The following is an 18,254-nucleotide window of genomic DNA, read 5'->3' on the forward strand; positions in this document are numbered from 1 at the left end:
AAATAATAACCAACCCGCACACAACTCCAAAACAATTTCACAATAAGCTCAAAACAGACCGCCCAACCTGAATACAGGCTACCTGAAAAGTTTCAGGTAGCCTGAGCCACTTCAGCTTATCTCATCTAAGCAAGCTGAGACCTTTGCAAAACCCTCAGATGTGGATGCAGTTCAAGGCGTAGCAGCGCAGCGAGCGTGAACGCTAGGAATCCCCGTGGGACAGACATATCATACAGATAGGCAAGTGAGTGAGCAGCGCACAACGCAGAAATGCGCCGCAGATGGGGGGGGTGCAAAGGTCTCAATCCGTAGAGGGAAACAGGGAAGTTTAGCCAAAAAGCGATAAAAATATCCGAAACCATAGGCTACGGTTTCGGATGCTGGGCGAGACCGAATTTTGCAAAGGTCTCAGGTTGGGTGATTCAGCTGTGCCGCTGCACAACCAAACACCTCCCTCCACACTTGAGCGCTTATCGGAGCGGCGTCAAACGTGGAAACTTTCGCCGCAACCGCATTCGTTTTTTACATTCGGGTTTTGGAATTTAAAACCTTCCTGCAAGCCCTCTTTGGTGTAGTCCAATTCGGTGCCGTCCAAATAAACATGGCTTTTCGGATCCACAAACACTTTCACGCCGTGGCCCTCAAACACCAAATCTTCAGCTTGAACCTCATCCACAAATTCCAGGGTATAAGCCATGCCGGAACAGCCGCTGGTTTTCACGCCCAAGCGGATGCCTTCGCCCTTGCCGCGTTTGCTCAGAAAATTTTGAATGTGTTTGGCGGCCTTCTCAGTCAGGGTAATCATGTTCACTTTCCTCATTCGGGTGTGCCGCGCCCGAAGCGCAGCGGTTTTTCGCCCAATCAACAGCGGCCGTGATGGCCGCTTTGGCCTGCGGGCTGTTTTTCCAACAACTGGAGCCGCTCAAAGCGGCCCCCTGTTCCAATATATCGACCACCTCGGCGGCAGCCAACGCCGCCACATCATCCAGCCCCATCTGCTGCAAACGCTTGAGCACAGACGGGCCGATGCCTTTTACGGCCAGCAGGGAGACGGTTTCTTCACGGTTCAGCGGCATCATACGCTCCTCAGGCTACCTGAAAACGGCAGCATCATTGCTGAAAACCTGCTCATCATCTTCTTGCGCACTCTTGTACAACGGTATTGAAGCAAAAACCGCGAATGCCGGGCGCCAATGCGCATAACAGGGAAGATTTCTGTTGTCCCTCCAACACAAAGCAACAGAGGCAGCAGGATATTGCCCCGATACCGCTGCAAAGGAGATTTCGAACAGGTCCTTCGCCATCAGCAACCAAGACGAGCCCGCCCTACCGTTCGCTTCATGATGCAGCAGGGAAGCGGGCGACGGGTTTTATTGCGTTACGGTGGCCCGGATCAGTTTTTCGGCATTGGCCAGGCTGTTTTCCACTTCACTGTATTCGATGCGGCTGCCGCGAATCAAATTGCGGGTGTCGTTATACACCACGACCACTTTACCGCCCTGCTCCGTTACCAAAACACGAAGCGGCAACTGCAGGGCGAAAGCCGGATCTTTCACCATCAGCGGCGTACCGGCTTTTGGGGTGCCGAATACGATGACTTTGGCCGGCTGCATATCCAGCCCGTTTTGCCGTGCCGCCGCCTGGTGGTCGATGACGGCAAAAATCGTCATCCCCTTGCTTTGAAAAGCGCTTTGCAGGCGGGCAACGGTATCGTCGAAGCCGTAACGGCTGTCAAGCGCGTGGCTGACCGGCGCTTGTTCGCCGCCTGTTGCCTGCACGGCGGCCGGCTGCGGGCCGGCATGGGCGGCCAGCGCCGCACAAGCAACCGCAACCAGGGAAAGAGATTTCCATTTTTTGCATTGCATTGTCTTTATCCTCATTCCTGCCGACACATTATGCCCGGCTCAAATAGCCATTTAATCGGCACCGTGCTTCTTTTTGTAATCCGATACCGCGGCTTTAATCGCGTCTTCGGCCAAAATCGAGCAGTGTACTTTAACCGGCGGCAGTTCCAATTCTTCGGCGATTGCACTGTTTTTAATGGCGAGCGCCTCATCCAGACTCTTGCCTTTCACCCATTCGGTAATCAGTGAAGAAGAGGCGATGGCCGAGCCGCAGCCGTAGGTTTTGAATTTGGCGTCTTCAATCACGCCCTCTTCGTTGACTTTGATTTGCAGTTTCATCACGTCGCCGCAGGCCGGCGCGCCGACCATACCGGTGCCGACCGATTCGTCGTTTTTGTCGAACGAGCCGACGTTGCGGGGGTTTTCGTAATGATCAATCACTTTATCGCTGTATGCCATGATGGTTTTCCTTTTCAGTATGTGGTTTGTGGCCGGAATGTTTAGGCTGTCAGGCTACCTGAAAGCCTACCGGTTTAACGGCCGGCCGCCGGTTGGATCCAAAACCGGGGCGCTGCTTGCCGGTTGGTAACGGGCAAGCGGGACCGGTATTCCTCCGCTTGCGGAACAAAAGGCGCAGGCGCATCCGCCGGTTTTGGGTTCAGACAATCGCGCTCCAAATGACGCCGCTGTTCTGCGTCGATCGACGCCGGCTCGCCGAAATCGGTGCCCTGCATTTGCAAATGGCCATGGTGGAACATGGCACTCATCGGAGCGTGCCGTATCCATGCGCCCGGTTCCAATCTCAGCCAAAGATAAGGTTGGTCGCCGGTATCAAATTGGCTGATGCGGTAACCGCTCTCGGCAGAGCCTTCTGCGAAAAACACATAACGGGCACTGTGCGGCAAATCGAGCTCGAAAACGCCGCCGATGGCCTCAGGGCGGGATTCGGGCGCAAACAGCGGAGCCAGGTTGTCCGGCAAGGCCGGACGGTTGCTCCAGCCGAACAACACCGTGTTTTCGCCGATACCGGCAAACGATTGACCATCCACCGTCAGGCGTCTGGCGCGGGGAAACGGTTTGCCGGACACCGGATCGTCATCGCTGGCCCACAGCACATAGGGGCTGGGATAGGGTGACTCCGCCTGCAGAGACAGGTGGTAACCGTTGTACAAATCCGTACTTTGCCAACGGCCGCCGACCGCCAAATCGACAGGCGGGGTGCGCAGGCGCTGGCAGAAACGCTGGTCGGGCAGCAAAAACAATTCCGTCACCATCTGCGGATGCACATCGCGGTATGCGCCGATAAAAGGCGGTTCAACCGGCTGCTGCGCCGAAGCACTGCCAACCAGCAGGATACCGATGACGGCCAATCCCAGCCGTTTTCGGCCTGTTATCCGCTTGTTGTTGTCCATGTTCTCGAACCTGATACGGCTTGCTCAGCGGCCAAACCACGGGCGCTGCTGCGGCAGTTTGTCGATACGGTATTCGGCCTGCGGCTGAAACAGCGTTATGTGCGGGTCATCCGGCACGCCGCTCAAGCAACCTTTGCGGACGGCATCTGCCTCTCCCCGCTCAAACGGGCGGGGGCGTCCCATATTGGTATCATTCAGCGTGAGCTCGCCGTTGTGGAAATAAGCTTCCCACACCGTGCCGGCCCGGGCGGCCTCTTCGCTCAAAATCAGCCGTACGGAGTGGCGCGGACGGCCGATGTCGAAACGGCTGATCCGCCAGCCGCCTTCGGGCGCCGGATAACCCAAAAACAGGTAGCGGTGTGTCAGCGGCAGACTCTCCTTGGGGCTGAAAACACGTTGGTTGGGGGCGAACATCGGCGCCAAGTTGTCCGGCGTTTCGGGCCGGTCGCTGCTACCGAATACGGCGTCGCGCTGCAACATGGAAAATACAGCCGTGTTAATCAACAGTTCCGGCGCTTCCGGCTCTTCACCGGCAACGGTGGCGATTGGAGAACGTGTGACCAACACAAAACGGCTGGGCAAGGTGCTCACGCGGGTAAATTTGAGGCGGGTAACGGCGTCGTACTGGCCCAAACGCTCCCACTTGCCGGGCGCGTAAATATCCATTGCCCCGGCAATCATGGCGAAGCAGAAAGTTTGGTCAGGCAGCACCGCCAGGGAAGCCATGCTGTCCACCGAGCCTTTTTGGTACATACCGACAAACTCGGCCTTCGGTGTTTGCGCCCAAGCTGTCATACCCAAGCCCAGCAAAGCCACAATAAAAGCTGCCCGCTTCATGTTTCTCCTCCTCTAAAATTTTATGGCTGTATTTGCGTTGGCGGACTGCATAAGTCCGCTTCAGGTAGCCTGAATCGCAGAGCAATCAACCAACGGAACCGTGGATATGCTTACCTATTTCCCCGACCGCTCCATGAGTATGCCGAACCCGCTTGTCCGCTTGGCATCCGTTTATTTCCACACGCCCCGGCTGTCTTGTTTTTTGCTGATCTGGCCTTTGTCGTCAAACCAAATCAGATAGCTGTTTTTTGTTTTTTCAGACAACTGGGAGCGCACAATATAGGTGCGGCTCTCCGGCTCATATTGAACGTTCAAGATGCCTTTGGGCATATCGTCTGCCGGCACCGGCGGTTGGGTAAACAAATCGTGCGCCTGCTTGAGAATCGGATCCAAATCCGGCTTGACCGCATCCCAATCCGCCAATTTCACCATGTCTTGATCCCGGCCGCCGAACACCTGTACCGGCACCGGTTCGCTCCAGGTTTTTTCGTCAAGCAAATAAGTGTAGCCGGCCAGTTTTTCCGCACGGCTGCTGCGGATATTCACCGTGATTTTATTCATATAAAAATCGAAATTCAGCGCATCCACCGGGCCAAACTGGGCGTCTTTCAATTCCGGACGTTCGGCCAAGGCAGCCAAAATACCGTGCAGTTGGGCAGAATCACTTAACAATTCGATGCTTTCGCGATACCGCTTCAGTTCGTTTTCTTTGGCTTCCGCAACCACTTCTTCTATGGTTTTTTGTTTCTCGCAGGCAGCCAAAGGGGCAACCGCCAATAAAGCGGCAAGATACAGGGTGGTTTTATTTAATTTATGATGTTTTTTCTCATTACTTGGGTTTGTATCGGGCTAAAACGGTTTTTTAAGCGGGTTAATTTGCGGTTTAAACTCGGCAGCTATAATAGGTGCAGCCTAGACACCGACGCAGTCGGCATTTTCAATTTTACGGATTGTCAGTACAAATATCCGGCCCTCACTAACCAGTAGGCACAGCCTTCGCAACCGTCGTCATTTTCGGCACCGATGCTGCCCTCTAACCGTAACGTCGTCGAAATCCTCAAGCAAGCTATCAAGATTTTCGAGATTAGTTTTTTGCTCGCTCATGATTGTTTTCTTCCTTATCGTCAGAATCCACATGATCCGATGTATGGTCGTTGCCTCGCGTGATGTGCTCGATGATTTGATCCTGATTGGCTTTGAACTGTTCCAAACATTCGTCGAACTGCTGTTCGGCAGTTTGGCGAACCAGCGCGTAATCGTCTTTTCGCCAATCTTCCAAGGAATGGGCACCGGTTTCTTTGATACAGGAGAAATCAGGATCCACCAGTCCTCCCCAACCGTCAGGAGACACCACTAACTGTATTTCATTGTGCAGCAAATAATTATCCCCTCCGCTTAATTTTTCATATACCAAATAAAAACGACCCGGCTGGACATAAATATTATTGCGTGTATGTACCTCTCCCTGAATAGGCATACCAACAAGCCATGTGCGTATTTTTGGGGATAAATAGCTGAAAACAGGGTTGGGAAATTTCGGCTCTGCCACATTGCCGCGCAAATCATGCTTGGAAAAACCACTTATCGAACCGCCTCCGCCAAAAGTTCTGGCAATCGCGACCAATGCTGTCAGGGCGGTTGCTCCAACCGTATCCGACCTTTGGATCACAACCAAATCAGATTCGCTTGGCGTGCCATATGCGTGATGGCCGGCACGATAATTTTCAGGACGGTACAATCTATCGATTACCTTGATTTCCTGTCCTTTCAGGGTAATGGTGTGCGTAGCGGCCTCCGTGTATTCCCGACGGTACCGCTCTTCAAGGTTTGCCTTCACCTCTTCCGGCGACAGTGGCTTGCTTGGCGAAAGCGCGCAAGCAGAAAGAATGAGTGAAGAGAGAAGAACGGTAAAATTTGTCTGCTTCATTTTGATTTAATTACCCTATTAGCCTTTTATTTTAATTGTTGATGTGAAAGTTCAGGTAGCCCGAAACTTAATGCGCCGCCCACTCCACGGTGTTGAGGTCGATGCCCTCTTGATGCATTTCCCACAAGGGCGAGAGTTCGCGCAATTTGCCGATTTTGGATTGAATCAGCTCGGCGGCAAATGTCACTTCTTCTTCGGTGGTCATGCGGCCGAAGGTGATGCGCAGGGAGGAGTGCGCCAATTCGTCGTTGCGGCCCAAGGCACGCAGAACGTAGCTCGGCTCCAGCGAGGCGGAGGTACAGGCGGAGCCGCTGGATACGGCCAGCTCTTTCACCGCCATGATCAGGCTTTCGCCTTCGACGAAGTTGAAGCTCACGTTAAGGTTGGTGGCGACGCGGTGTTCTAAATCGCCGTTGATGTACACTTCTTCAATGCCTTCGATGCCTTTGAGGAAAAGGTCGCGCAGCTTGCGGGCGTGGGCGATGTCTTGCTCCAATTCCCCACGCGCCAAGCGGAAGGCTTCGCCCATGCCGACGATTTGGTGGGTGGGCAGGGTGCCGGAACGGAAGCCGCGTTCGTGGCCGCCGCCGTGGATTTGGGCTTCGAGGCGCACGCGGGGTTTGCGGCGCACATATAAAGCGCCGATGCCTTTGGGGCCGTAAATTTTGTGGGCGGACATGGAGAGCAGGTCGACTTTGGCGGCTTCTACGTCCACCGGGGTTTTGCCGCAGGCTTGGGCGGCATCCACGTGGAAGATGATTTTATTTTCGCGGCAGATTTCGCCGATGGCGGGAATGTCTTGAATCACGCCAATTTCGTTGTTGACCCACATCACGGAAATCAGGATGGTGTCGGGGCGGATGGCGGCTTTGAGTTCTGCCAAATCAATCAGGCCATTTTCCTGCACGCCGAGGTAGGTGACTTCAAAGCCTTGGCGTTCCAATTCGCGCATGGTGTCCAACACCGCTTTGTGTTCGGTTTTCACGGTGATGAGGTGTTTGCCTTTGGTTTTGTAGAAGTGCGCCGCGCCTTTGATGGCGAGGTTGTTGGATTCGGTGGCGCCGCTGGTGAACACGATTTCTTTGGCATCGGCATGAATCAGTTTGGCGATTTCGTAGCGGGCGTTTTCCACCGCTTCCTCCGCCGTCCAGCCGAAGCTGTGGCTGTTGGAGGCAGGGTTGCCGAACAGCTCGGTCAAATAAGGAATCATTTTTTCGGCTACCCGCGGATCAACCGGAGTGGTGGCGGCGTAGTCGAGATAGATGGGGGTGTGGATGGTCATGGTCGGTTCTTCCGTTGTTATCTGGTTTGCTTGTGTTTGGCGGCGGGCATCGGATTCAGGGCAATGGTGCGGCCGACGCCGGCGGCTTGTTTTTGGTCGAGCAGGTCTTGCAGGGAGACGCCGTTCAGGTAGCCTCGGATGGTATGGTTGAGGTTTTCCCACAAATCGTGGGTCAGGCAGCGCGCGCCTTCGCGGCAGTTGCTTTTGCCGTTGCATTGGGTGGCATCGAAGCGGTCTTCCACCACATCGATGATTTGGGCGACATTGATGGCGGCAGCCGCTTGGCCGAGCACATAACCGCCGCCGGGGCCGCGGATGCTTTCCACCAAACCGGCGCGGCGCAGTTTGCCGAAGAGCTGTTCCAAATAGGACAGGGAGATGTTTTGCCGTTCGCTCACGGCATTCAGGCTCACCGGGCTGCTTTGCCCGTAGAGTGCCACATCCAGCATGGCGGTTACCGCAAAGCGGCCTTTGGTGGTCAGTCGCATGCTGTCCCTTGCCCCGAAATACTCAACGGGGGCGGATTGTGCAATAACCGAGTAATTCAGTCAAGTATTATCAGGCGGAGACCTTTGCAAAACACCCCAAATCCTCTACATTTCCCCCACACCTAGCCCAAGGAATGCAGAGGATTTGGGGGGTGTTTTGCAAAGGTATCGGGCTGGGGGGGGGAAATGTAGAGGATTTGGGGTGTTTTGCAAAGGTCTCAGGCTACCTGAAAGCACCACAAGGCAAACGGGGCAGCCTTCCCGCCTGCCCCGTTGTCATACGGCGATCCGATTATTCGCCCCAATCAAAACAAGCGACCGTTTCCACATGTGCGGTTTGCGCAAACAGATTGATGATGCCGGCGCTGCGGAAGCGGTAGCCCTTCTGCACCAATACCGCCGCATCGCGGGCAAACGTAGCGGGATTGCACGATACATACACAATCCGCTTCGGCAGATAAGGCGCATGCAGCGCCTGCACCACGGCATATGCGCCGCTGCGCGGCGGATCGAGCAGCATTTTGTCGAAACGCCCCCATTCGGCCACTGTCTGCGGAGTAGTGTCGAACAAATCGGTGTGGACGAAACGGGTGCGCCCGGCCAGGCCGTTTAGGCGGGCATTGGCTTCGGCCCGCTCGGTTAACGCTGCCGCGCCCTCCATGCCCACGGTTTCGGCACCGCAGGCGGCAATCGGCAGGCTGAAATTGCCCAATCCGCAAAACAGGTCGGCAATGCGCTCGCCGGCCTGAGGTGCCAACAAAGCCAGCGCCCGGCGCACCATCAGGGCATTGGTCTCGGCATTGATTTGGGTGAAATCACCCGGGCGGTAAGGCAGGGTCAAGCCATATTCGGGCAAGCGGTAAAACAGGCCCGCTTCGGCCGGCAGCAGCGGCTCCGCTTGCCGGCCGGTTTGCAGATAAAGCTGCCAACCTTGGCGGCTCCAAGCGGCCGCCTGTTTCCGCAGCACAGCCAGCACAGGTGGGGGAAAGCGTCGGCCGTGCAGGGTGAGTGCGCAAGCTTCTTCGCCCTGATGCAGTTCGACGGCGCCGATATCGGCCCCGGCCCCGCCCACTTCATTCAGCAAACGGCGCACGCTACCCAATTGCTCGGCCAACCGCGGTGACAACACGGGGCATTCCTGTATGTCCACAATGCGGTGACTGTGGCGGCTTTGGAAACCGAAAACCGCTTTGCCGCCTGCCGGATAGGCCACACTGAGCCGCGCCCGCTGACGGTAGCCCCAGCTGCGGCCGTAAATGGCGGGCAAATACTGTTGCGGCTGAATGTTCGACAGCCGTTGCAGCTGTTCTTCCAAAATCCGCTGCTTATAGGCTACCTGAACGTCGCTGCGCACATGCTGCCAAGAGCAGCCGCCGCAAGTGCGGTAATGCCGGCAGCGCGGGGAAATGCGGTGTGGGGAAGGCTGCAGGACGGCCAGCATTTCGGCTTCGTCGAAATGCTTTTTGCTACGTGTGAGCCGGTAAGACACGGTTTCCTGCGGCAGGGCGCCTTCGATAAAAACCGCTTTGCCGTCAACACGCGCAATGCCCCGCCCTTCATGATCGATGCCTTGAATGGTGGCGATATTCATAAAACAAAAACAGGAATGTGGTTTCAGGTAGCCCGAGGGCGGTGGTAGATAGATGGCATCGATGTTTAATGGTCAGGCCAGATACAGCCCGTCAGAACACCTGCCGATCACTGTCGTCCCAAGCGGGAATATCGGCCGAGCCGTCGGCTGAATCCGGCTCCGTGCTGGGAATCCGCCGACTCTCGTCCGCCCATGCGCCCAAATCGATCAGGCGGCAGCGGCGGCTGCAAAAAGGACGGTAGGGAGATGCCTCTGCCGACCAAACCACCGGCCGGCGGCAGGTGGGGCAAGACACGGTGGGCGGCGTACTCACGGCAAGGCATCCGGCAGCGGGTCGAAACTGCACATTTTGAGACGGAAGGCCACGTTACCGGCCAACTGCTCGCCGCGCGGGCTGTGCTGCGAGGCCTGGATAAAACGGATATGGGTGAAATATTTATTGGCAGACACTTCGGGCAAAGCCCCGTAGTCCTGCCCCACCTCGATCGACAGCATCTGGATATTCGGCGGCAGGCGTTTGCTTTGAAAACTGCCGCTGACGGCATCACAATCGCTGTTGTGGCTGTTGTGGCGCAGAATACCCAACAATAATTGGATGGCCTCGCCTGTGGGCGTCAGCGAACGGATCCAACCGTTCAGGTCGGCCAGCCGCTTTTCATAGGGCTGCTGCAGCCAATAGTGGTAAGACGGCAAGTCAAACGGCGTGGTGCCGCCGGAAACGGGAATCCGTTGCTTAATCGACATCAGCCATTCGTTCTCGCGCAAATGCTGGCCGAATTTTTGATGCACTTCCTGCAGGTTTTGCGCCGCCTGCAGCAGGACTGCCTGCTCATGCGCCGGCTCCCCACCCTGCTCTTCCTCCGCCAAGTGCTGGCGTTGGCGCTCCAACTCTTGCAAAATGTCCAACTTCAATTCGGCACGGGCGGCACAGTCCATGATTTCAAACAAAGCCGTGAGCGCGGCATGGTGCGCCCACGGCTCCCGGTTGTCTAAAGAAGCATAAAAGCGCGAGAACAAATGTTCGATTCGCAGGAAATTGCGTACGCGCTCAGACAAAGGATGCTCAAAAGTAATGACGACTGACATGGCTTATCCACCGAATAATTGCCGGTAATGGGCATGCTGCTTAGCGACTGCGGCCGCCAGCGCCGCCGGCGGCCCGCTGTTTTCGATTACATCGTCTGCCAATGCCAAGCGCTGCGCTCTGGTGGCTTGGGCAGACAGAATTTGCCGAATCATATCATGGCTCAGACCGCTGCGTTCGGCCACACGCCGGATTTGCAGACTTTCCGGGCAGTCGATGATCAGCACCCTGTCTACCAAGTCTTGGAATTGGGGCTGCTCGGCCAGCAAGGGAATTTCCACCACCCCATAGACTTCATCCTGCCAGCGTGCTTGTTGTGCCTCGATTTCCCGCTGAATCAGCGGATGCAGAATGCTTTCCAGCACGCCGCGCGCTGCGGGGTCGGCAAACACCTTATCGCGCAAATGTTGGCGCAACAGGCTACCTGAAACGTCAAACAGCTCGTCACCAAAAGCCGCGCGAATCGCCGGCAGGGCAGCGCCCTGATCCGCCGTCAAAGAACGGGCAATCGCATCCGCATCAATCACGGGCACTCCGTGCCGCTCCGAAAACAAACGGGCAGCGGAAGACTTTCCGCTGCCGATGCCGCCGCTCAAACCCACCCAAACAGCCATTCAAATGAATCCCGACTTAGACAGCCACCAATCCATGCCTTGCTTCACCACATCATTGGCCACAAACACAATCCAGCCTGCAATCGCCAATGCCGGACCGAATGCAATCGGCTGGCCTTTGGCCGCTTTCATCACCAAAGCCGCCACCAGGCCGACTAAAGCCGCCATAAACACAATCACCGGCAAACTGCCCACCCCCAGCCACGCACCCAAAGCCGCCAACAACTTGAAGTCGCCATAGCCCATGCCATCTTTGCCGGTCAGCAGTTTAAACAGGTGGAACAGCAGCCACAGGCTCATGTAGCCGCAAACCGCACCCAACAAGGCTTGCGGCAGGCTGACAAAACCGAATTGCCAGTTAAACAACAATCCAAGCCAAATCAAAGGCAAGGTCAGCTGGTCGGGTAACAGCTGCGTATCGGCATCGATAAACGTCATCGCAATCAACATGGCGGTCAACAATAAACCGCCCAGCGTCACGCCGCTTACCCCGTATTGCCAAGCCACCACACCGAATAACACACCGGTCAGCAGCTCCACCGCCGGATAACGCCAGCCAATCGGTGTGCGGCAGTGATGACAACGCCCGCGCAACAGCAGATAGCTGAGCAACGGAATATTCTGCCAAGGCTTCACTCCGGTGCCGCATTCCGGACAGCGCGAGGGCGGAAACATCAGATTAAACGGCTGCCGCTCTTCTTCGGTTAAGGGTAAATCCAAATGCTGCTTGGCCAATACCTGCCACTGTTTTTCCAACATCAGCGGCAGCCGGTAAATCACCACATTTAGGAAGCTGCCGACCAACAGTCCCAAGAGAACGGCCATAACAATAGAAACTTGAGCCTCAAAATTCATGATTGATTCATTTGCTTATTATTTATGATGATACGACTGAGCAATCTCATTCAGAGGTATGAAATCTTCAATGCTCAGCAGCAAAAAAACCGGCTTTGACCAGAAAAAGTTTTTGTCCGGCTGAGAACCGGACAAATCCGAAGGCCAATCAGCTTATTAACCGACCACACTACCCAAATTGAACAAGGGCAGATACATCGCCACCAAAATCACCCCAATAATGCTGCCCAACACCACCATGATAATGGGCTCCATCAGCGATGACAGCGTGGCCACCGCCATGTCCACCTCATCTTCGTAGAATTCAGCCGCTTTGTTCAGCATATCGTCCAAAGCACCCGATTCCTCCCCAATAGATGTCATCTGTACCACCATATTGGGAAACAGATCGGTTGCATTCATGGCCGAAGTTAAAGAGCTGCCTTGATTGACTTGACTGCGAATGCCTTTGGTCGCTTCTTCATAAATAATATTGCCCGAGGCGCCCGCAACCGAGTCCAAAGCCTCCACCAAAGGCACACCGGCGGTAAATAAAGTTGCCGTTGTCCGCGCCCAACGGGCAATGGTACCTTTTTCGACAATATTGCCGAAAATCGGCAGTTTCAACAGCAGCGCATCCACCCGCTTTTGCATGGCAGGCGAATGTTTGTGCCATTGAACAAAGCCGGCGACAAGACCAATCAAGCCGATGATCACCAACCAACCGTATTCGACCATAAAATCCGAAATCCCCATCATAAATTGGGTCAGTCCGGGCATTTCAGCATTCATGCCGTCATATACCTTCTTAAATTCCGGCAAAACAAACATCATCATGATGATGATCAATACAATGGCCACCACCACCACGGCAATCGGATAAGTGAGCGCACTCTTGATTTTCTTTTTAATCGCTTGGGTTTTCTCTTTGTATACGGCCAATTTATCCAGCAGATTTTCCAACACACCGCCCGCCTCACCGGCCTCTACCAGGTTGCAGTAAAACGAATCGAAGTATTTCGGATGTTTCCGGAACGCATCGGCCATAGAGGTACCTTGCTCAATATCACTGCGGATTTCCATCAGCAGTTTGGTCATCGAAGCGTTGGAATGTCCTTTGGCCACAATATCGAATGCCTGCATCAGAGGCAAACCGGCCTTCATCATGGTAGCCAATTGGTGGGTAAACACCGTGATGTCGGCTTGGGTAATTTTCTTCTGGCGGACTTTTTTCTTTTTATGAATGTGGATGACTTTAATGCGGCGGCGGGCCAGCTTGGCGCGCGCCTCTTTCTCATCTTTTGCCACTACTTCGCCGCGTACCATTTGCTCGGTATCCAAACTGCGGCCTTCAAATTCGAAACGGTTGCCGGTTTGTTTGGCTGCAGCTTGATTGACAGACGTTTTCCTGTTTAGAGCCATCAGAATACTCCCTTAATTTTTCAATATATTATTTAATTTAATCGTTGGTGCTGGCGAGGATTTCCTCCAAAGTGGTCACCCCCTGCATCACCTTCAATAAGCCGGCACGTCGCAAATCAACCAAACCGTCACGGTAAGCCTGTTCGGCAATGTCCACTTCAGTGCCGTTATTCATGATGATTTTTTGCATGGCTTCGCTCACCGGCATGATTTCATACACACCGGCCCGACCCTTGAAACCTTTGCCTTTACAGCGGTCGCAACCCACTTGGCGGTACATCTGCCAATCACCCTGCAAATCTTCTTCGGTAAATCCGGCTTTCAACAAAGCCGGCGCCGGCGGGCGCTCAATCGGCTGCTTGCAGCTGCATAAGCGGCGTACCAGACGCTGCGCCATAATCAGATTGACCGAGCTGGCAATATTGAACGGCGCCACGCCCATGTTCAACATCCTGGATAAGGTGGCCGGCGCATTATTGGTATGCAGAGTGGAAAACACCATGTGGCCGGTTTGGGCCGCTTTAATGGCAATATCGGCCGTTTCCAAGTCCCGAATCTCACCCACCATGATGATGTCCGGGTCTTGGCGCAGAAACGCCTTCAGCGCAGCAGCAAAAGTCATGCCTTGTTTGTCGTTTACGTTTACCTGGTTGATGCCGGGCAGATTAATCTCCGCCGGATCTTCCGCCGTGGAGATATTCACGCTCTCGGTATTCAAAATATTCAGGCAGGTATAAAGCGAAACGGTTTTACCCGAACCCGTCGGCCCGGTAACCAACACCATGCCGTAAGGCCGGTGGATGGCTTCAAGCAGCAGCTCTTTTTGGAATGGCTCAAAACCCAGCTGGTTGATGTTCAGCGTCGCCGCATCCGAATTCAGGATACGCATCACAATCTTTTCGCCAAACAGGGTGGGCAAGGTATTGACCCGGAAATCAATCGGCCGCTGATTTTTATTGAACTGAATCTGGATACGGCCGTCTTGCGGGACCCGCTTTTCGGAAATATCGAGCTTGGCCATGACTTTGATACGCGAAGCGATCTGGCCGCGGATATTCAGCGGCGGCTGCACCACCTCGCGCAGCTGGCCGTCGGTACGGAAACGGATGCGCGCCATTTCCTCATAAAACTCGAAATGAATGTCCGACGCCCCTCCGTTGAGCGCATCGGCCAACACCTTATGGATAAATTTGGCAATTGGGCCGTCTTCTTCCTCGTCCTCCAGCAGCATATTTTTGGCGCCCTCGCCACTGAATTGCTGCTCTGCGGCAATACCTTCCAACAAGGCGGTAGAGGTTTGGCGCACCAGTTCCAGCAGGCTGTCCAATTGCTCGTCATTCAAAATGACCAGATCCACAATCAGGCCGCTGGGGAAAACCAATTTTTGGTAGGTTTGCAACAGTGTCGGGTCGGAAACGCCTAAAAACAGCCGCCGCCCGCGTTTAAACAGCGGTACGCAGCGGTATTCCGCCATCTGCTCGTCATCCAAAATATCCGGCACCATCAGCGAACGCGAATAATGCGACAAATCCATCATCGGATAGTTGAACAGCTTGGCCAGCAGAGCGGCCAACTCCTGCTGCCGGATGATGCCGGCCTCCGCCAGCATCGGAATAATGTTTTTGTTTTGGTTTACTTTTTCGCGGTATTTTTCAGCCTGTTCCTGAGTAAGCAAGTGATTTTGAAACAAGATGCGCAGCAGTCCGACACTCATGATATAGGCTCGACAAAGAATCCAGAAAACCGCCCGCTCACACGGCTAAAATCTCCGCGCATCCGGGCAGGCCTTTACGTTTATTGAAATGCTTTTGCAAGATTATAAGTAAGTGGGCATCAGAATGCATCTGCAAATCCGTTTGCCGCTTCACAAAGCCCATGCGAGGCCAATCTCCCCAACATCTGCAAACAGGCTACCTGAAAGCTTCAGGTAGCCTGTTTACCATCGAACCGGACCACCGCACCCTGCCTGATTATGGCGCCATCCACACCCACCAGTCCCACCCTGCAAAACAGAATTCCGCCACCCTAGCCATTTGTAAGCGTTTGTAGTATGTTACGCGCTTGCCTGACGGACGGCATCCAAAGCTTTCACACAAACACCACTCCAAAACCAATATGCAAACCGTTTTAGAACAATGGCGCAGCCAAATCCACTTTGCCGCCCAACAAGAAACCGCCCTCACCATCCGCGGCAGCGGCAGCAAAGATTTTTACGGCGAAGCCGTGCCGGAACACAGCCTGCTGGACACCCGCGCCTATCACGGCGTGGTGGCCTACGACCCCGCCGAACTGGTGCTGACCGTCCGTTGCGGCACCCCCTTGAAAGAAGTGGAAGCCGTATTGGCGGAAAAAAACCAGATGCTGCCGTTTGAACCGCCCCATTTCGGTGAGCACGCCACCATTGGCGGCTGTGTGGCCGCCGGCCTGTCCGGCCCCCGTCGCGCTTTCGCCGGCGCGGTCAAAGACTTTGTGTTGGGCGCCAAGCTGATGAACGGCAAGGGCGAATGGCTCAACTTCGGCGGCCAGGTGATGAAAAACGTGGCCGGCTACGATGTTTCCCGCCTACTGGCCGGTTCCATGGGCACCTTGGGCATCATCGGCGAGATCTCGTTTAAAGTCCTGCCGCGCAGCGTGGCCGAGGCCAGCGTTCGTTTCGAGCTGGACGAAGCAGCCGCCCGCCGCCAAATGAACGAATGGATGGGGCAGCCGCTGCCGCTTTCCGCTTCTTTCTGGCACAAAGGCCTTCTGACCGTGCGCCTCAACGGCGCCCAAGCCGGCGTGGATGCCGCACTGGCCCGCATCGGCGGCGAACGCCTGGCAGACACCGCCGCCGCCGAATTCTGGCTGGCGGTGCGCGAACAAACCCTGCCCGAATTTGCCCTCACCGAAGGCCGGCGCCTGTGGCGCATCAGCCTCCCGGATACCGCGCCGTCTCTGGATTTGGGCAGTATGCCGCTGGTGGAATGGGGCGGCGCCCAGCGCTGGTACCTCACCGATGCCGCCGCCAAAGACATCCGCGAGAAAGCGGCCGCCCTCGGCGGGCACGCCACCCTGTTCCGCGGTGCGGTGGCGGCCGACGAAAGCGTGTTCCACCCCCTCCCGCATGCGGTGTTGGCCATCCAGCAACGCCTCAAGCAGGCTTTCGACCCGCACCATGTTTTTAACCCGCGCCGCCTGTACCGGGAAATTTAGGGCGTGTCGTCAGTGAGCTTGCGAAGCGTTTTTGGGTGGCAAAACCACGTATACCAGGAGGAAAGAAGCACAGCAAGATTGGACATCTTGCGAGTTTTTCCGACGCCACAAACGGGGATTTTTGACTCCAAACACCGTCGTAAGGCTAACTGACAACACGTCCCAAACCACAGCACCAAACAAACAACCGCCGGTATTGAACAGGCTACCTGAAACCACCACGAACCCCACGCCATGCAAACCAATCTGCCCGAATCCCTGTTGCGCACCGAAGCCGGCAAACTGGCCGACACCATTTTGCGCAAATGCGTCCACTGCGGCTTCTGCACCGCCACCTGCCCCACCTACCAAGTCACCGGCAGCGAACTCGACAGCCCGCGCGGCCGCATCTACCAAATCAAACAAGTGCTGGAAGGCGCACCGGCCACCAAAGCAATCCAGCACCACCTCGACCGCTGCCTCACCTGCCGCAACTGCGAGACCACCTGCCCTTCCGGCGTGCACTACACCCGCCTGCTGGACATCGGCCGCGAAGTGGTAGAAGAAGCCGTCGGCCGCTCGCCGTGGGAAGTCGTGCAGCGCCAAACCCTGCGCCATCTGGTGCTCACCAAACCGCTATTCCACCACAGCTACCGCCTGGCCCAACGGGTGCACAGCCTGCTGCCGCGCACCTTGCGCGGCAAAATCCTGCCGCCGCAACAGCCCCTGCAGAGCGAAGCCGTGCCCGCCAACGCCGTGCACAGCCGCAAAGTCATCATCCCCGTCGGCTGCGTACAGCCGACCATGATGCCGAATATCGACGAAGCCACCTATCGCGTGCTGCACAAGCTCGGCATCCAATGCCTTACGCCCACCAACGGCGGCTGTTGCGGCGCGGTCAATCTGCATCTGAACGAACACGAAAAAAGCCTGGCCGATATGCGCCGCAACATCGACGCCTGGTGGCCGCACATCGAAGCCGGCGCCGAAGCCATTTTGTCGAACACCTCCGGCTGCGGCGTGATGATCAAAGACTACGCCTTCCATTTAAAAGAAGACCCGCAATACGCCGAAAAAGCAAAAAAAGTCAGCGAGCTGACCAAAGACCTGGTGGAAATCATCCTGCCGCAAACCGAACAACTGAGCGCGGCATCCCGCCCCGGCAACGGAGAAATCTTGGCCTACCATCCGCCTTGCACCCTGCAGCACGGCCAGAAAATCCGCGGCCAGGTAGAGCAGGTGCTGAGCAACCTCGGCTACCAAGTGCTGCTGCCGCAAGACAGCCATTTGTGCTGCGGCTCGGCCGGCACCTACTCCTTCTTCCATCCCGATATTTCCAAACAGCTGCGCGACAACAAACTGCGCCACTTAAGCGAACTGAAACCCGCCGCCATTTTGTCGGCCAATATCGGCTGCCTTACCCATCTGGCCGGCGGCACCGATCTGCCCGTGCGCCATTGGATCGAGTTTGTGGCCGAGCAGCTGCAATAAACCCGCTTTTCAGGTAGCCTGCTGGCACCCAGGCTGAGACCTTTCCAAAGCCTCCAGATGTGGATGCAGTTCAAGGCGTAGCAGCGCAGCGAGTGTGAACGTCAGGAATCCCTGTGGGACAGACATATCACATAGATAGGCAAGCGAGCGAGCAGTACCCATAGGGCATAAACGCACAACGCAGAAATGCGCCGCAGATGGGGGTTTTGCAAAGGTCTCAGGCTACCTGAAAGCCCTCACGGCGCTTGCAGTGCGCC

At 55.7% G+C, this 18,254-nt stretch carries 21 protein-coding genes and 1 pseudogene; 3 read left to right on the forward strand and 19 right to left on the reverse strand.

Going from position 1 to position 18,254, the window contains the following annotated elements:
* Positions 1–125: 125 nt before the first annotated feature.
* The 18 genes from HMPREF9371_RS13600 to pilB form a co-directional block, all read right to left on the reverse strand.
* On the reverse strand, positions 126–362 hold the full coding sequence (locus HMPREF9371_RS13600) for an ATP-dependent exonuclease (RefSeq protein ID WP_083814002.1): 237 nt from the start codon (positions 360–362) through the stop codon (positions 126–128).
* Positions 363–484: 122 nt separating this feature from the next.
* Positions 485–805, reverse strand: a complete 321-nt coding sequence (gene iscA, locus HMPREF9371_RS08905; RefSeq protein ID WP_009119738.1) for an iron-sulfur cluster assembly protein IscA — start codon at positions 803–805, stop codon at positions 485–487.
* Positions 789–1,076 carry a hypothetical protein gene (locus HMPREF9371_RS08910; protein ID WP_050797919.1) on the reverse strand — a complete coding sequence of 96 codons (288 nt, stop codon included), beginning with the start codon at positions 1,074–1,076 and terminating at the stop codon, positions 789–791. The genes iscA and HMPREF9371_RS08910 overlap by 17 nt, the downstream gene beginning before the upstream one ends.
* Before the next feature lie 294 nt (positions 1,077–1,370).
* Positions 1,371–1,865, reverse strand: a complete 495-nt coding sequence (locus tag HMPREF9371_RS08915) for a DUF302 domain-containing protein (RefSeq protein WP_009119740.1) — start codon at positions 1,863–1,865, stop codon at positions 1,371–1,373.
* 51 nt (positions 1,866–1,916) lie between these two features.
* The gene (gene iscU, locus HMPREF9371_RS08920; protein ID WP_009119741.1) at positions 1,917–2,303 is read right to left on the reverse strand and encodes a Fe-S cluster assembly scaffold IscU; all 387 of its coding nucleotides are present in this window, start codon (positions 2,301–2,303) and stop codon (positions 1,917–1,919) included.
* A 74-nt stretch (positions 2,304–2,377) separates the two neighbouring features.
* The gene (locus tag HMPREF9371_RS08925; RefSeq protein ID WP_009119742.1) at positions 2,378–3,256 is read right to left on the reverse strand and encodes a hypothetical protein; all 879 of its coding nucleotides are present in this window, start codon (positions 3,254–3,256) and stop codon (positions 2,378–2,380) included.
* Positions 3,257–3,280: 24 nt separating this feature from the next.
* Complete coding sequence (locus HMPREF9371_RS08930) at positions 3,281–4,093, reverse strand: hypothetical protein (protein ID WP_009119743.1); 813 nt, start codon at positions 4,091–4,093, stop codon at positions 3,281–3,283.
* A gap of 171 nt (positions 4,094–4,264) precedes the next feature.
* Positions 4,265–4,855 (reverse strand): hypothetical protein, encoded by a 591-nt coding sequence (locus HMPREF9371_RS08935; protein WP_156787021.1) that lies wholly within the window; start codon positions 4,853–4,855, stop codon positions 4,265–4,267.
* A gap of 322 nt (positions 4,856–5,177) precedes the next feature.
* Positions 5,178–6,020: a hypothetical protein gene (locus HMPREF9371_RS08940; RefSeq protein WP_009119746.1), complete on the reverse strand. Its 843-nt coding sequence runs from the start codon at positions 6,018–6,020 to the stop codon at positions 5,178–5,180.
* A 67-nt stretch (positions 6,021–6,087) separates the two neighbouring features.
* The gene (locus tag HMPREF9371_RS08945; protein ID WP_009119747.1) at positions 6,088–7,302 is read right to left on the reverse strand and encodes an IscS subfamily cysteine desulfurase; all 1,215 of its coding nucleotides are present in this window, start codon (positions 7,300–7,302) and stop codon (positions 6,088–6,090) included.
* Between the two features lie 17 nt (positions 7,303–7,319).
* Positions 7,320–7,790 carry a Fe-S cluster assembly transcriptional regulator IscR gene (gene iscR / locus HMPREF9371_RS08950; protein WP_009119748.1) on the reverse strand — a complete coding sequence of 157 codons (471 nt, stop codon included), beginning with the start codon at positions 7,788–7,790 and terminating at the stop codon, positions 7,320–7,322.
* 292 nt (positions 7,791–8,082) lie between these two features.
* On the reverse strand, positions 8,083–9,381 hold the full coding sequence (gene rlmD, locus HMPREF9371_RS08955; RefSeq protein ID WP_009119749.1) for a 23S rRNA (uracil(1939)-C(5))-methyltransferase RlmD: 1,299 nt from the start codon (positions 9,379–9,381) through the stop codon (positions 8,083–8,085).
* Between the two features lie 91 nt (positions 9,382–9,472).
* Positions 9,473–9,694 (reverse strand): DNA gyrase inhibitor YacG, encoded by a 222-nt coding sequence (gene yacG, locus HMPREF9371_RS12115; protein WP_009119750.1) that lies wholly within the window; start codon positions 9,692–9,694, stop codon positions 9,473–9,475.
* Positions 9,691–10,467 carry a cell division protein ZapD gene (gene zapD / locus HMPREF9371_RS08960; protein ID WP_009119751.1) on the reverse strand — a complete coding sequence of 259 codons (777 nt, stop codon included), beginning with the start codon at positions 10,465–10,467 and terminating at the stop codon, positions 9,691–9,693. The genes yacG and zapD overlap by 4 nt, the downstream gene beginning before the upstream one ends.
* A gap of 3 nt (positions 10,468–10,470) precedes the next feature.
* On the reverse strand, positions 10,471–11,079 hold the full coding sequence (gene coaE, locus HMPREF9371_RS08965) for a dephospho-CoA kinase (protein WP_009119752.1): 609 nt from the start codon (positions 11,077–11,079) through the stop codon (positions 10,471–10,473).
* The gene (locus HMPREF9371_RS08970) at positions 11,080–11,934 is read right to left on the reverse strand and encodes a prepilin peptidase (protein ID WP_009119753.1); all 855 of its coding nucleotides are present in this window, start codon (positions 11,932–11,934) and stop codon (positions 11,080–11,082) included. It lies immediately after the preceding gene.
* 156 nt (positions 11,935–12,090) lie between these two features.
* Positions 12,091–13,335 (reverse strand): type II secretion system F family protein, encoded by a 1,245-nt coding sequence (locus tag HMPREF9371_RS08975; protein ID WP_009119754.1) that lies wholly within the window; start codon positions 13,333–13,335, stop codon positions 12,091–12,093.
* Between the two features lie 37 nt (positions 13,336–13,372).
* A complete protein-coding gene (pilB, locus tag HMPREF9371_RS08980) occupies positions 13,373–15,049 on the reverse strand; it encodes a type IV-A pilus assembly ATPase PilB (protein WP_009119755.1) in 1,677 nt (558 codons plus the stop codon).
* Between the two features lie 161 nt (positions 15,050–15,210).
* Between pilB and HMPREF9371_RS12595 the strand changes: the two genes are divergently transcribed.
* The 3 genes from HMPREF9371_RS12595 (at position 15,211) to glcF (ending at position 17,997) form a co-directional block, all read left to right on the forward strand.
* The gene (locus HMPREF9371_RS12595; RefSeq protein WP_009119757.1) at positions 15,211–15,384 is read left to right on the forward strand and encodes a hypothetical protein; all 174 of its coding nucleotides are present in this window, start codon (positions 15,211–15,213) and stop codon (positions 15,382–15,384) included.
* Positions 15,385–15,450: 66 nt separating this feature from the next.
* Positions 15,451–16,527, forward strand: a complete 1,077-nt coding sequence (gene glcE, locus HMPREF9371_RS08985; protein WP_040660432.1) for a glycolate oxidase subunit GlcE — start codon at positions 15,451–15,453, stop codon at positions 16,525–16,527.
* A 234-nt stretch (positions 16,528–16,761) separates the two neighbouring features.
* The gene (gene glcF / locus HMPREF9371_RS08990; protein WP_009119759.1) at positions 16,762–17,997 is read left to right on the forward strand and encodes a glycolate oxidase subunit GlcF; all 1,236 of its coding nucleotides are present in this window, start codon (positions 16,762–16,764) and stop codon (positions 17,995–17,997) included.
* Between the two features lie 9 nt (positions 17,998–18,006).
* On the opposite strand, the pseudogene HMPREF9371_RS13605 reads toward glcF, so the two are convergent.
* Positions 18,007–18,209: pseudogene (locus HMPREF9371_RS13605) on the reverse strand (ATP-dependent exonuclease).
* Positions 18,210–18,254 lie beyond the last annotated feature (45 nt).

This window comes from Neisseria shayeganii 871, from assembly GCF_000226875.1.
GTDB lineage: Bacteria > Pseudomonadota > Gammaproteobacteria > Burkholderiales > Neisseriaceae > Eikenella > Eikenella shayeganii.